Below are 14,073 nucleotides of genomic sequence, written 5' to 3'. Positions count from 1 at the left end.
GTCGGCGTGCCTTGGGGACGAAGGCCGACGAAGTAGGGTTGATGTCGCAAAGTGGGGAAGGCTGCGACACCTCGCCGCCCATTATCACACATCGTCCCGCCAACATGCCCTAGCGGATGGTCGGATTGCAGGCACAAAAAGACACGGGGCGAGCCATGGCTCGCCCCGTGTCATCGTCTAGCGAACGCCGCTTTGCAAGCGACGTGACCGCAAGCGTATCGCGCGATTACTTCTGCGCGTAGCGACGACGGAACTTGTCGACGCGGCCGCCGGTGTCCAGCGTCTTCTGCTTGCCGGTGTAGAACGGATGGGAGTGGCTCGAGATATCCACCTTGATCAGCGGGTACTCGTTGCCGTCTTCCCACTTGACGGTTTCCTTGGAGGCGATCGTGGAACGCGTCAGGAACGCGAAGTCCGACGACAGGTCCTGGAACACCACCGGACGGTAATTCGGATGGATATCGGGCTTCATGACTAACTCGAAAGCGGTGGGTGAAAAGAGCGGCATTTTAACCACAGGCCAATGCCATTGGCAAGTGGGTCAGTCACTTGGCCGCCCCACCTTGCCATGAACCGTGATTCAGGCACCCAGCGCCCGGCGCACCATGGCGCCAAAGCGAGCCTGATCGACCTCCATCACGATGCGCGCATTGGCTGGCTTGCCCAGGCGATCGGTCCAATCCACCACGGTGGCGCCGCGCGTCAGGCGACCGTCCATTTCCACCGCCACGTGACGCTCTTCCATGCGCGTGACGATGGCCGGATCGATCGCCACGGCCATCGCCAAAGCGTCGGCGGCGATCACGCCACGGCGACCGCGCTTGGCATTGAACGCACGCGCGGTGCCGAACACTTGGTCGAAGAAGGTCGCGCGCTGGTCGCCTGCAGCGATCCAGGTGGCGAACTCTGCGTCGTCGAACGCGTGGCGCAACACTACTTCCCAATCCACCAGGTCGAACGTGGGGAAAGCCTCGAACACCACATGCGCGGCTTCCGGATCGAAGCCGATGTTGAATTCAGCCGGGATCTTGCCGGTATTGCCCAGGCCCGTCACGGCACCGCCCATGATCACCAGACGCTTCACGCGCTGCGGCAGGCTGGGGTCCATGCGCACGGCCAGCGCCAGATTGGTCAGCGGGCCCAGCGCCACCAGGGTCAGCCCCGGATGCTCACGGGTGAGTCGCAGAATGGCATGCACCGCGTGCTCGTCGGCGGCCACTGCCTTGGGCTCGGCAAAGCCGACATCGCCCAGGCCATCGGCGCCGTGCACGTGCATGGCATCCTCTTCCGGCAGGCGCACCAGCGGCGTGGGACAGCCCGCAAACACCGGGGTAGGCATCCCGACCAGATCCACCAGCGTGCGCGCGTTACGCACGGTGTGGGCGAGGCCGACGTTACCGGCGGCAATGCTCAGCCCCAGCACCTGGGTATGCGCGTGGGCCATCAGGATGGCGAGGGCGTCGTCTACGCCAGGGTCGGTGTCGATCAGCAGCGGCGAAGTGCTCATGGTGTGTCGTCGTCGTGTTTGAACCGGCTAGCTTAGAAGCTTGCGGGATGCAGGCAAACCCCTTCGGGCCACAAACGCTTCGGACCAGGCCACGCGGCAGGCCAGCACCACGATCACGATGAAGACGTCAGGCGTGCGCGTAACGCGCCGCGCCGCCGATCCAGCGCGCGATCAGCTGTTCGGCCTGCTGGGGATGGCGCTCCAGCAGGTGCGCACCAACTTCCTGCACGGCAGGTAAAAGATGCGCATCGCGCGCCAGGTCCGCTATGCGGAAACTTAGCTGGCCCGTCTGACGGGTACCCAGCACCTCGCCCGGCCCCCGCAGTTCAAGATCTTTCTCAGCGATGCGGAAGCCGTCATTGGTTTCGCGCATCACCTGCAACCGCTCTTGCGCCAACTGCCCCAGCGGCGGCTGATAAAGCAGCACGCAATTGGAGGCGATGGCGCCGCGCCCCACGCGTCCGCGCAACTGGTGCAACTGGGCCAAGCCCAGGCGCTCGCTGTTCTCGATCACCATGAGGCTGGCGTTGGGCACGTCCACACCCACTTCGATCACGGTGGTAGCGACCAGCACGGAAAGCTCGCCCGCCTTGAAGGCATCCATCACGGCCTGCTTCTCCTTGGGCTTCATGCGCCCATGGATCAGGCCGACCTTGCAGTCGTCCAACGCGGCGGAAAGCTCGGCGTGCGCCACCTCCGCTGCTTGCGCGCGCAACTGTTCGGACTCTTCGATCAGCGTGCACACCCAATAGGCCTGGCGACCTTCGCGACAGGCGGCATGAATACGCTCGATCACGTCGAAACGGCGCGCATTGGAGATGGCAATGGTTTGCACCGGTGTGCGCCCCGGCGGCAACTCGTCGATGGCGGACACATCCAAGTCGGCGTAGGCACTCATCGCCAAGGTGCGTGGAATCGGCGTGGCGGTGAGCACGAGTTGATGCGGCACCAGCCCTTGCTCATGCTGGGCACCCTTGTCGCGCAAGGACAACCGCTGCTGCACGCCAAAGCGATGTTGTTCGTCCACGATCACCAGACCAAGCTGGGCGAACGCCACACCCTCCTGCATCAAGGCATGCGTGCCAATCACCACGGACGCGCCTGCGGCCACGCGCTGCAACGCCTGTTGACGCGCCTTGCCCGATACCTTGCCGGCCAGCCACACCACCTCGATGCCCAGCGGCGTCAGCCAATGGCGAAAGTGACTGAGGTGTTGCTCAGCCAGCAGCTCCGTTGGCGCCATCAACGCCACCTGCTGACCCGACTCCACCGCCGCCAATGCCGCCAGCGCCGCAACGATCGTCTTGCCGCTGCCCACATCGCCCTGCACCAGGCGCAGCATGGGCTTGGTCTGCGCGATATCGGCGGCGATGTCGCGCGTCACCCGCTGCTGGGCCCCGGTGAGCGCGAAAGGAAGGCCCGCAAGCAGTCGCTCGCGCAGCTCGCCCGTACCACGCAGATTGGGCGAATGACGACGACGCACGGCGGCACGCATCCGCTTGAGGCTCAAGTGTTGGGTAAGCAGCTCCTCGAAAGCGAGACGCTGCTGAGCGGGGTGTCGACCCGTCGTGAGTTGGCCCAGATTGGCATCCGGTGGCGGTCGATGCACATAGAGCAAAGCATCGCGCAACGAGGTCAGACCGTGCTGCCGGCAAAGCTCGGTCGGAATCAGCTCCAACTGCGCATCCGACGGCAACAATGCGAGCGCCTTGGCGATCACGCCCGCCAACCGTTTCTGCCCCAGTCCCTCGGTGGTGGGATACACGGGCGTGAGGAGTTCTTCCACCGCCACCGCTTCACCTGGCGCCAGGCGCTGGTATTGCGGGTGCACCATTTCCAACCCTTGCGCTCCTTGGCGTACTTCGCCAAAGCACAGCAAGCGCGTGCCCGGCTGCAACAGGTCGGACTGACTGCGATGAAAATGGAAAAAGCGCAGCAGCAAGGTCTGCTGCGAATCGTCGCCGATGGCGACCTTCAATTGCGGCCGATAGCGAAACCCACGATCGACCGCCTCCACCACACCCACCACCTGCGCGCGCTCGCCGGGGCGCAGGTCGGCGATGGCGGTGACGCGGGTACGGTCTTCGTAGCGCAGCGGCAGGTGAAACCACAGATCCTGCACGCGCTCCAGGCCCAGACGCGCCAGCGTTTCGGCCAGCGCCGGCCCGACGCCAGGCAGCGCCGAAACCGGCGCGATACCAGGATCGGCGCCGGGCGACACACTGACACGAGCGCTACGAGGCGGCATGCTCCAAGACTAACCGAGCACGGCGCCGATCACTCGGGTCAGCCCTCCGCCGACCTGCGTTCAGCGCCGCACGGGCGGTCGATTAGTCCAGCACCATCACCGCGTCCACCTCGACCTGGGCGCCCTTGGGCAGACCCGAAACCTCAATGGTGGAACGAGCCGGGAACGGCGCCTGGAAGTACTCCGCCATCACCGCATTGACGGTGGCGAAGTTCGCCAGGTCGGTCACGTAGATGCCTGCGCGCACGATCTTGTCGAGTGAGCCGCCTGCGGCCTCGGCTACAGCCTTGAGGTTGTCGAACACGCGGCGCGTCTGCGCGGCGATGTCACCCTCGACGAGGTTGCCGGTCGCCGGATCCAGCGGAATCTGGCCGGAGAAGTACACGGTGTTGCCGGCGCGCACGGCCTGCGAATACGGGCCAATGGCGGCCGGAGCCTTGTCGGTGGCGATAATGCTGCGGGACATGGCAAACCCTCTGCACAGGATGGAAAACGCAGAGTGTAAGGGCTGAGCGAAGCGCTGTCCCGCCAGGAAAGGGTTACAGCGGGTAGCGATAAGCGCCGCTGACCACGCCAGTGCGACGCACGCGACGGATCACGTCGGCAAGGTGCTTGCGGTTTTTCACTTCCAGCGCGAACAGCAGCGTGGCAGCGGCGGCATCGCGCTCCACATATTCCACGTTCTCGATGTTGGAGTTGGCCGCGGCAATGGCCGCCGCCACCGTGGCGAGCACACCCGGACGGTTGATGACCTCGATGCGCAGCTCGGCACGGTAATCACCCTGCACGTCGCGATCCCATTCGATCGCTACGCACCGTTCCGGCGACTTGCGCAGCTCCACCACGTTCGGGCATTCCACGCGATGCACCACGATGCCCTTGCCCGACGACAGGTAACCGATGATTTCGTCGCCCGGCAGCGGATGGCAGCAATTGCTGAAACTCAGCACGCCACGCTCAGCGCCGGTGATGCGGATCTTCTCCGCCACGTGCGGCGCCTGCTGTACGTCGTCGCCGCCGGCCTTCTTGCCGCGCGCCGCCACCAGTTGACTGGCCACCTGATGCGGCATGCGGTTGCCCAGCGCGATGTCCGAAAGCAGCTCTTCCAGGCGCTTGAACTTGGAGGTTTCCAGGAAGCGTTCGAGCACCGCCGGCGGAATCGCGTCCAGGCTGGTGCCCAGCGCATCGAGCGCGCGATCGAGCATGCGGTGACCGAAGTCCACCGCATCTTCGTGCTGCAGATGCTTGAGGTATTGGCGAATCGCCGTGCGCGCCTTGCCCGTTACCACGGATTCCAGCCAGGCCGGATTGGGCAAGGCCGACGGCGCGGTGATGATTTCCACCAACTGGCCGGATTCCAGGCGCGTGCGCAGCGGCACCAGCTTCTTGTCCACGCGCGCGGCCACGGCGTGATCGCCCACGTCGGTGTGCACCGCATAGGCGAAATCCAGCGCCGTCGCATTGCGCGGCAAAGCCAGGATGTCGCCGCGCGGGGTGAACAAATACACCTCGTCCGGGAACAGGTCGATCTTGACGTTTTCGATGAACTCGGCGGACGAGGCCGTATGCGCCTGACTGTCCGCCAGCGAGGACAACCACTCGCGCGCACGCGCCTGCGCGCTGTTGGCCGGGCCTGAGTCGGTCTTGTAGGCCCAGTGCGCCGCCACACCGCGCTCGGCTACCGAATCCATCTCCGCCGTGCGGATCTGCACCTCGATGGGCGCGCCGAACGGCCCCAGCAGCACGGTGTGCAGCGACTGGTAGCCGTTTGCCTTGGGAATGGCGATGAAATCCTTGAAGCGACGATCGACCGGCTTGTACAGACTGTGCACGGCACCCAGCGCCATGTAGCAGCTCATGGCGGAATCGACCACCACGCGGAAGCCGTACACATCCATCAACTGGGCGAAGCTCTTGTGCTCGTTGCGCATCTTGGAATAGATGCTCCACGGCGACTTGATGCGTCCTACCACGCGCACCGCGAGATGCTCGGCGGCCAATCGCGCGGACAGCGCCGTCTCGATCTTGCCCATCGCCTCGCGCCGGTTGCCCAGCGCCGCGCGGATGCGCTCGCTGATCACGCGGTAGCGATCGGGATGCAGCGCGCGAAAGCCCAAATCCTGCAGCTCCGCCTTGAACTTGTTCATGCCCAGGCGCTGCGCGATCGGCGCGTAGATCTCCAGCGTCTCGCGCGCGATACGGCGGCGCGAGGAGGAGTCCTTGGCACCCAGCGTGCGCATGTTGTGCAGGCGATCGGCCAGCTTGATCAGGATCACGCGCAGGTCGCGCGACATCGCCAGGAGCATCTTGCGGAAGCTTTCCGCGTCCGCCTCCTGGCGGCTGCTGAAACGCATCTTGTCCAGCTTGGTGACGCCATCCACCAGCTCGGCCACGGTTTCACCGAACTCGCCCGCAAGCTCTGCGCGGCTGAGAGAGGTGTCTTCCAGGGTGTCGTGCAGGATTGCCGCAATGATGGTTTCGGCATCCATGCCCAACTCGGCAAGGATGCCCGCTACCGCCACGGGGTGGGTGATGTAAGGCTCACCACTCTTGCGGGCCTGACCGTGATGGGCCACGGCACCCACTTCGTAGGCACGGATCACCCGGGCGACTTGCGCCTCGGGCAGGTACGCCACGCGCTCCTTCAGCGCCAGCACGTACGGCGGCAGCGTCGACGTATCCGTTGCAGAGGAATCCGTGACGGCCGGCATGGATGTGCGCTCCCCGCTCAGGCGGCCGCCTCGCCGCGCTGGAGGTGAACGCGGTGGGCGGCTTTCATGCAGCGCAAAACGCCGGACATGCCGGCGTTGAGGGTGCGCTGACTACAGCCGCCACCATCCATCAGTCATCTCCGCCCTTGGAGAGGTCGTCGTCCACTTCGGCGGCGGCCCACTCCAGCGCCTCGCGCTCGGCACGCTCGCGCTCGGCCTTATCGATCTCGTCGATGGTGGCCTGATCGATGCGGCGATCGGCGATTTCGCGCAGGGCGAGCACAGTCGGCTTATCGTGGTCGGGGTTCACTGCCGGCTCGGCACCGTTAGCGAGCTGGCGGGCGCGCTTGGTCGCCATCAGCACCAGTTCGAAGCGGTTGTCGACTACCTGCAGGCAGTCTTCGACGGTAATGCGGGCCATCTGAAATCCTTAAGGAACAAAGCGACTTATCGTGTGTCAGTGTAGCCAGCGGCCGCTTTGCTGGCAATGCAGCAAAGCTTATGATGCGCGGTTCAGGCGGCCGCCAGCCCTGCCCCATTAAGACTTATGGGGGCCTGTACATAATAAAAAACCAAACAGTACAATATTGCACCCCACCCACCCTACCAGGGCAGTTGCGCCGATGCCGTCCCTACTCCGCACCTTGTTTCAGCGCAGCCTGCCACTGATCGCCCTCGGCCTGCTGGCTGGCTGCTCGATCGCCAAGCCGCGCACGGACGATCCGTACGAAAAGTTCAACCGCAACGTCTACGCCTTCAACGATTCGGTCGACAAGGCGGTGATCCGCCCGGTGGCGGTGGGCTACCGCAAAGTCACCAACCCCACGGTGCGCCGTGCGGTCAGCGACTTCTACACCAATATCCGTCTGCCCATCACCATGGCCAACGACCTGCTGCAGGCGCGCCCGCTACAGGCGGCGCAGAGCGGCGGCCGCTTCCTGGTGAACCTGACGCTGGGCATCGGCGGCTTCTTCGACCCGGCCAGCCAGCTGGGCATGCCGCTGGACGAGACCGACTTTGGCATCACCCTGGCCCGCTGGGGCGTGCCGGAAGGCCCGTACCTGGTGCTGCCGTTCGTGGGCCCGACCACGGCGCGCGACGTGTGGCGCCTGCCCGTGGACAGCTACTTCTTCGATCCGCTGAGCTACTACGCACGCAACCACGATTTCGAGTACCACCAGGAATACCTACCCCAGGTGATCTACCTGGTGACGCTGCGCTCGCGCGGCATCGACGCGGAGAGCTTCCTGGCCTCGGCCTACGACCCGTATGCCTTCATGCGTGACGCCTACCGCCAGCAGCGCCTCTACCAGATCTACGACGGCAACCCGCCGACTGATGTGATCGAGCAGATGCAGGGCCTGAAGGACAAGAACTTCGACCCGGACGAACTGCTGGAAGAGCAGCACAAGTGGGAAAAGAAGCAGGACCAGCAGCCGACGCAGAATCCGGCGCCGAATCCCGAGCCGGTGAAAAACTGAGGCCGCCGGGTTTCGTCCATGAAAAAGGGGCCTTTCGGCCCCTTTTTCATATCCGCCGGTAGGGCGTCAGGCCAGCAGGCCTTCCACTTCGCACACGCGCGCCAGCAATTGCATGCCCTCGGGGATATGACGCACCTGCAGAGCACGCCCCTGTTCGGCAGAACGGGCTACCACGGCCAGCACGCAGGCCAAGCCGGCACTATCGCTACGGGTGACCCCATCCAGGTCGAGCACCGCGCGACCATCGCGCCCCACGGCGGCGGAGATGCTGTCCAGCGCGGCAGCCGCATTGGCGAACACCAGCTCACCGGACACCTTGACAGCATCCGGTGCGGCGTCCTCCACACGCAGGCTCGCACTGGCGGCGGGCGACATCACTTGCCGGCGCCCTTGGCGTCCTGCTCCATCGACTCCAGCGCCTTCTCGCCCTGGGTTTCCAGGTTGGTGGTGAGCTGGTCCAGGCCCACCTTGCGGATTTCCGCATCGACCTGGTTGCGATAGTTGGTGATATAGGAGATGCCTTCGATGATTACATCATAGGCCTTCCAACTACCGTCGCGCGACTTGCGGAAGGCGTAATCGACGGCCACGGTCTTGCCGTCTTCCAACACCACCTGGGTACGCACCACGGTGCGCTTGTCGTTGAGGTCGCCAGCGAACGGCAGCACCTTCACGCGGCCACGCGTGTAATCAAGCAGGCCTTCAGCGTAGCGATGGGTGATGGAGTTGTAGAACGCCTTGGCGAAGCGGGCGCGCTGCTCGGGCGTGGCCTCGCGAGCGTGCTGGCCGAGCACCAGGATCGAGGCGTAATCCACGTCGAAGTGCGGCAGGAACACGCTGTCGATCACACCGATCAGCTTTTCCTTGTTGTTCTTCAGCTCGGCTTGATGGCCCTCAATGGCCTTGCTGAGCTGGTCGGCAATGCCCTGCGCCACCTGGGCCGGGGACTGTGAGGCATCAGCCGCCGGGGCGGCACTCTGAGCGAAAGCGGGGGCGGCAAGCACGCCGCCGAAGGCGATGGCGGTGGCAAGGGCCAGACTGCGCAACATGGGGTAACTCCTGATGATGATCCAGGGGGAATATCGGGACGCGCCAGCCTGACTCAATGCTTGTCGCTGGGCGTTTCGCCGGCGGGCTTGCCGTTGCCGGCGTCCTTTTTGTCGCTGGACGAGCCGCTGACCAGGAATTTGCCGATCAGATCCTCAAGTTGCAGGGCCGACTGAGTCAGCACCAGCTCGTCGCCGTTCTTGAGCATGTCCGGCGAGCCGCCGGGTTGGATGGCAACGTACTGCGTGCCAATCAAACCACTGGTGAACACGGCGGCGGCCGAGTCGTCCGGAATCTGATCGTATTTTTTATCGATCGCCAGGATGACCTGGGCGTCGAGCTTCACCGGGTCGGCGCTTACCGACTGAACGCTGCCGATGGCCACACCGGCCATCTTCACCGGCGCCCCCACCGAGAGCGCGCCTACGTTAGTGAAGCGCGCCTTGACAAGGTAGCTGCCCGAGAGGTTGTCGGCTGCACCGCCGGCGCCGAAGAACTTGCCGAGCATTTCCTCCAGCTGCTGCGCCGGACGGGTCAGCGCCAGGGTGCCGCCATCGGCCACCTGTTTCTTGGAGCTGCCGTACTGGATGCCCACGTACTGATCGCCCAGCAGACCGCTGGTGAAGATGGTGGCCACCGAGTCGTCGGGAATCTGGTTGTAGCGCTGGTCGATGGCCAGCTTCACGTCGGCCGTTTCCTTGCCCGGATCGAGCACGATCGACTGCACCTGGCCGATACGCACGCCCGCCACCTTCACCGGCGCACGCTCCTTGAGCTGGCCGATGTTGGCGAAGTGCGCCTCGACGGTGTAGCTGGGGCCACGGCTGCGGTTGGCGACCGAGGTGGTCTGGGTGGCGAGATAGCCGAGCGCGGCAAAGCCGAGCACGATGAACAGGCCGGTGCCGACGGCATAGGATTGTCTCTGGCTCACGGCACGTTCCTCAATGCAAAGTGGATGTTGTCTGTCATGACTGGGCTCACATCAGGAAGGCGGTGAGCACGAAATCCAGCGCCAGGATGGCGATGGACGAAGCGACCACGGTGCGGGTGGTGGCATAAGCCACGCCCTCGCTGGTAGGCGGGGTGGTGTAGCCCTGGAACACGGCGATGAGCGAGACCACGGCGCCGAACACCGCGCTCTTCCACAGCACGCCGTTCACCACGTCCTTCACCACCTCGACGGTGGCGGTCATGTTGGACCAGAAGGTGCCGTTGTCGATGCCCAGCCAGCTCACGCCCACCAGGTGGCCGCCGAAGATGCCCAGCGCGCAGAACACACTGCACAGCAGGGGCATGGCAATGATGCCAGCCAGAAAGCGCGGCACAGCCACATAGGCAATCGGGTCCACCGCCATCATTTCCATGGCGGCGATCTGGTCGGTGGCGCGCATCAGGCCGATCTCGGCGGTAACCGAGGTGCCGGCGCGACCGGCGAACAGCAGTGCGGTCACCACGGGGCCAAGCTCACGATAAATGGCAATCGCCACTACCGTGCCGGTGGCGGAGGTGCCGCCGAAGATCGACAACACGTCATAAAGCTGCAGGCCCAGCACCATGCCCACGAACAGGCCGCAGACCATGATGATGATCAGGCTCATCGCGCCCACGAACCACAGCTGCCGCACGGTTTCGCGGAAGTGACGCAGGCTGCGCGGCACGGCGGCGAGAATGCGCAACAGGAACAGGCCGCAGTCGCCGATCTGCGACAGCGAACGCAGCACGATGTTGTTACGGCTCATCGACGCGCTCATGCGCCCCTCCGTGGAAAGCCCAGCGAAACACCAAGATCGCCGGCTGGGTACTGGAACGGCACCGGGCCGTCGGGCTCACCGCCGAAGAACTGCCGCGTCCACGGCGAGCCGTCGTCGGCGATGGTCTTGGGGTCGCCCTGTGCCACCACTTTGCCGTTGGCAATGAGGTAGATGTGGTCGGCCACCTGCTTGATCGCCTCCAACTCATGCGCCACCAGCACGCTGGTGATGCCCAGGGTCTGGTTGAGCGTGCGGATCAGTTTGAGAACCTGATTGAGCGCGATCGGGTCCAAGCCAACGAAGGGCTCGTCGTACAGGATCAGCATGGGGTCGAACACGATAGCGCGAGCCAGCGCCACGCGGCGCGCCATACCGCCGGACAATTCCGAAGGCATCAGCCCGGCAGCGCCACGCAAACCCACCGCCTGCAGCTTGGTCAGCACGATGTTGCGGATCAGTACTTCCGGCAACTGGGTGTGCTGGCGCAGGGGAAACGCCACGTTCTCGAAAACGTCGAAGTCGGTGAGCAGCGCGGAGTTCTGGAACAGATAGCCGATGCGCTCGCGTAGCTCGAACAGCTTGTCGCGCGGCATAGTCGGCACGTTGTGCCCGTCCACCCACACCTCGCCCGCGTCGCCGCGCATCTGGCCGGTGATGTGTTTGAGCAGGGTGGTTTTGCCGGTACCGCTGGGGCCCATGATGGCGGTGATCTTGCCGCGCGGGATATCCATGTCCAGCGCGTCGAACACCTTCTTGCCATTGAGCACCGTGGTCAGGCCACGGACACGCACCAGGGCGTTGTCGTCGGGCTTGGCGCGGTTGGGCTCGGTCATGTGGGGGACTTGGGGCAAGTGAAAGCGGGCACGTTAGCTGAATACGCCCGTGAAGGCCATGCGACCAAGGCCCTGGCGCTCAGCTTCCGCTAACAAAACAGGGGCTTGCGCCCACGCGAGGGCCAGACGCACGCACACTGGCGCCCACCGGGAGAACCATCCCGGCCCTGGCGCCCACGATCAGGCCAGCAGCTCCTGGATCAACGCCTCGTGCCGCTGCCACGACAGCGGGTTGCGCTGGCGCACCGCACGCACGATGGCTTGCAGATCGCCCAGGGCGACGTCGAAGTTGTCGTTGACGATGATGTAGTCGAACTCGTGCGCATGGGCGATCTCCTCGCGCGAGTTGTGCAGGCGGCGGGCAATCACCTCCGCGCTGTCCGAGCCACGACCACGCAGACGGCGCTCCAACTCGGCGCGCGAGGGCGGCAGGATGAACACGCTCACGCAATCGGGCTTGGTCTTGCGGATCTGCCGCGCACCCTGCCAGTCGATCTCCAGCAACACGTCGCGCCCCTGCTCCAGCAAGGTGTTCACTGTGGTGCGGGACGTGCCGTACAGGTTGCCGTGCACCTCGGCATGCTCAAGGAAGATGCCATCGGCGATCTCCTGCTCGAACACCTCACGCTCGACAAAGTAGTAGTGGCGGCCATATTGCTCGCCCGGACGGGGCGGACGCGTGGTGTGCGAGATGGACAGCGAGATGGACGGTTCGCGCTCCAGCAGCGCGTTGACCAGGGTGGACTTGCCCGCACCCGAGGGCGCGGCCACCACGAACAGCGTGCCATCGTCGCTCGGGAGCTGAGACATGTCGGTACTCATTCGATGTTCTGCACCTGTTCGCGCATCTGCTCGATCAACACCTTCAGTTCCACCGCGGCGTTGGTGCTGCGTGCATCCACGGCCTTGGAACCCAGCGTATTGGCTTCGCGGTTGAACTCCTGCATGAGGAAGTCCAGGCGACGGCCCACCGGCTCACGCGTGCCGAGCACACGGCGGGTTTCGGCGATATGGGTGCTGAGGCGGTCAAGCTCCTCGTCCACGTCGCTGCGGGTAATCTGCAGCACCAGCTCCTGCTCCAGGCGGCCAGGGTCGGCCGGCTGTTTGATGTCGGCCAGGCGCTGCTCCAGACGGGTGCGCAGGCCTTCGCGAATCTGCGGCATGAAACCGCGCACTTCGGCCACGATGCGCTCGATGGCGTCCAGGCGATCTTTGAGCAACTCGGCCAGCTTGGCGCCTTCACGCTCGCGGGTGGCGGTGAGCGCATCGAGCGCGCGTTCGAGCACGTCCATCAATGCAGCCTGCAGCACGTCCGGTTCGACCTCGGCCTGCTGCAGCACGCCGGGGAAGCGCAGCAGCTCGGTGAACTCGATATTCATGCGAGGAAAGCGCGCTTCCAGGTCCAGAGCCAGCTCGGACAGTCGTGCCAGCGTGCCTGCGTTGACCTGCAGCGACTCGCCACGGGATTCGCCACGCAGGCGCACGGTGACGTCCACCTTGCCGCGCGACAGGCGGGCGGCGATGCGCTCGCGCAGGGCCGATTCGAACACGCGCAGCTCGTCGGGCAGGCGCGGGCTCAACTCCAGGTAACGGTGGTTCACCGTGCGCAGCTCGCAGCCGAGCGTGCCAGCCGGGCCGGTCGATTCGGCGGAGGCGTAAGCCGTCATGCTGCGGGTCATCGGGAGCCTTCGAAGATCGGGAAAGGGCGCAATGGTAAACTCTCCCGCCCTGCCTTGCCCAATTCCTAAGGCCACCCAAGCCCATGAGCTCACCTAGCCGCCCCAGTGGCCGCGCCAGCGACCAGCTGCGCACCGTCACCATCGAACGCCACTACACCCGCCACGCTGAGGGCTCCGTGCTGATCAGCTTCGGCGATACGCGCGTGCTGTGCACGGCCAGCGTCGAAGACCGCGTGCCACCGTGGCTGCGTGGCAAGGGCGAGGGCTGGGTCACCGCCGAATACGGCATGCTGCCGCGCGCCACCAGCACGCGCACCCAGCGCGAGGCCGCCCGTGGCGGCCAGGGCGGCCGCACCATGGAAATCCAGCGTCTCATCGGCCGCAGCCTGCGCGCCTGCGTGGATCGCCAGGCCCTGGGCGAGCGCGTGATCACCCTGGACTGCGACGTGCTGCAGGCCGACGGGGGCACCCGCACCGCTGCCATCACCGGCGCCTATGTGGCCCTGGTGGACGCGATCAACGTGCTGATGAAGCGCGAGAACCTGCGTCGCAACCCGATCATCGGCGCGGTGGCTGCCGTGTCGGTAGGTATTTACCAGGGCCTTCCGGTGCTGGATCTGGACTATGCCGAGGACGCCAACTGCGACACCGACATGAACGTCGTGATGAACGACGGTGGCGGTTTCATCGAGGTGCAGGGCACCGCCGAGGGCCATGCGTTCCGCCGCGATGAGATGGACGCCCTGCTGATCCTGGCCGAAAAGGGCATCGCCGAGCTGGTCGCAGCGCAACGCTCGGCGCTGGAACAGGCCTGAG

At 65.1% G+C, this 14,073-nt stretch carries 15 protein-coding genes; 2 read left to right on the top strand and 13 right to left on the bottom strand.

The genetic code is table 11. From position 1 onward, the window contains the following. Positions 1-226: 226 nt before the first annotated feature. The 6 genes from AC3G2C_RS05065 to rpoZ form a co-directional block, all read right to left on the bottom strand. Entirely contained in the window at positions 227-472 is a 246-nt protein-coding gene (locus tag AC3G2C_RS05065) for a type B 50S ribosomal protein L31 (RefSeq protein ID WP_488383525.1), read from the bottom strand. A 108-nt stretch (positions 473-580) separates the two neighbouring features. Then, positions 581-1,507, bottom strand: a complete 927-nt coding sequence (locus AC3G2C_RS05060) for a nucleoside hydrolase (RefSeq protein WP_488383524.1) — start codon at positions 1,505-1,507, stop codon at positions 581-583. A gap of 127 nt (positions 1,508-1,634) precedes the next feature. Beyond that, entirely contained in the window at positions 1,635-3,755 is a 2,121-nt protein-coding gene (gene recG, locus AC3G2C_RS05055) for an ATP-dependent DNA helicase RecG (protein WP_488383523.1), read from the bottom strand. 82 nt (positions 3,756-3,837) lie between these two features. Further along, positions 3,838-4,221, bottom strand: a complete 384-nt coding sequence (locus tag AC3G2C_RS05050; RefSeq protein ID WP_488383522.1) for a RidA family protein — start codon at positions 4,219-4,221, stop codon at positions 3,838-3,840. 73 nt (positions 4,222-4,294) lie between these two features. After that, on the bottom strand, positions 4,295-6,466 hold the full coding sequence (locus AC3G2C_RS05045; RefSeq protein ID WP_488383521.1) for a RelA/SpoT family protein: 2,172 nt from the start codon (positions 6,464-6,466) through the stop codon (positions 4,295-4,297). Between the two features lie 130 nt (positions 6,467-6,596). Further along, a complete protein-coding gene (rpoZ, locus tag AC3G2C_RS05040; protein ID WP_199100727.1) occupies positions 6,597-6,887 on the bottom strand; it encodes a DNA-directed RNA polymerase subunit omega in 291 nt (96 codons plus the stop codon). Between the two features lie 202 nt (positions 6,888-7,089). Here rpoZ and AC3G2C_RS05035 point away from each other — a divergent pair, with 202 nt between their 5' ends. Further along, positions 7,090-7,947: an MlaA family lipoprotein gene (locus AC3G2C_RS05035; protein ID WP_488383520.1), complete on the top strand. Its 858-nt coding sequence runs from the start codon at positions 7,090-7,092 to the stop codon at positions 7,945-7,947. 66 nt (positions 7,948-8,013) lie between these two features. Here AC3G2C_RS05035 and AC3G2C_RS05030 read toward each other — a convergent pair whose 3' ends face one another. The 7 genes from AC3G2C_RS05030 to AC3G2C_RS05000 form a co-directional block, all read right to left on the bottom strand. Then, positions 8,014-8,322 (bottom strand): STAS domain-containing protein, encoded by a 309-nt coding sequence (locus AC3G2C_RS05030; RefSeq protein WP_488383519.1) that lies wholly within the window; start codon positions 8,320-8,322, stop codon positions 8,014-8,016. Further along, positions 8,322-8,996, bottom strand: coding sequence for an MlaC/ttg2D family ABC transporter substrate-binding protein (locus AC3G2C_RS05025; protein WP_488383518.1), 675 nt, complete (start codon positions 8,994-8,996; stop codon positions 8,322-8,324). The genes AC3G2C_RS05030 and AC3G2C_RS05025 overlap by 1 nt, the downstream gene beginning before the upstream one ends. Before the next feature lie 53 nt (positions 8,997-9,049). After that, positions 9,050-9,925 carry an outer membrane lipid asymmetry maintenance protein MlaD gene (gene mlaD, locus AC3G2C_RS05020; protein WP_488383517.1) on the bottom strand — a complete coding sequence of 292 codons (876 nt, stop codon included), beginning with the start codon at positions 9,923-9,925 and terminating at the stop codon, positions 9,050-9,052. A gap of 46 nt (positions 9,926-9,971) precedes the next feature. Further along, a complete protein-coding gene (gene mlaE / locus AC3G2C_RS05015; RefSeq protein ID WP_488383516.1) occupies positions 9,972-10,745 on the bottom strand; it encodes a lipid asymmetry maintenance ABC transporter permease subunit MlaE in 774 nt (257 codons plus the stop codon). Next, positions 10,742-11,578 (bottom strand): ABC transporter ATP-binding protein, encoded by an 837-nt coding sequence (locus AC3G2C_RS05010; protein WP_488383515.1) that lies wholly within the window; start codon positions 11,576-11,578, stop codon positions 10,742-10,744. The genes mlaE and AC3G2C_RS05010 overlap by 4 nt, the downstream gene beginning before the upstream one ends. A 180-nt stretch (positions 11,579-11,758) precedes the next feature. Continuing rightward, positions 11,759-12,388, bottom strand: a complete 630-nt coding sequence (gene gmk / locus AC3G2C_RS05005) for a guanylate kinase (RefSeq protein ID WP_488383514.1) — start codon at positions 12,386-12,388, stop codon at positions 11,759-11,761. A gap of 8 nt (positions 12,389-12,396) precedes the next feature. After that, positions 12,397-13,257 carry a YicC/YloC family endoribonuclease gene (locus tag AC3G2C_RS05000; protein ID WP_488383513.1) on the bottom strand — a complete coding sequence of 287 codons (861 nt, stop codon included), beginning with the start codon at positions 13,255-13,257 and terminating at the stop codon, positions 12,397-12,399. A gap of 83 nt (positions 13,258-13,340) precedes the next feature. Here AC3G2C_RS05000 and rph point away from each other — a divergent pair, with 83 nt between their 5' ends. After that, complete coding sequence (gene rph / locus AC3G2C_RS04995; RefSeq protein ID WP_488383512.1) at positions 13,341-14,072, top strand: ribonuclease PH; 732 nt, start codon at positions 13,341-13,343, stop codon at positions 14,070-14,072. Position 14,073 lies beyond the last annotated feature (1 nt).

It is taken from the genome of Frateuria sp. sgz306004 (genome assembly GCF_057750885.1).
This window is presented reverse-complemented; position numbering and strand designations above follow the sequence as displayed.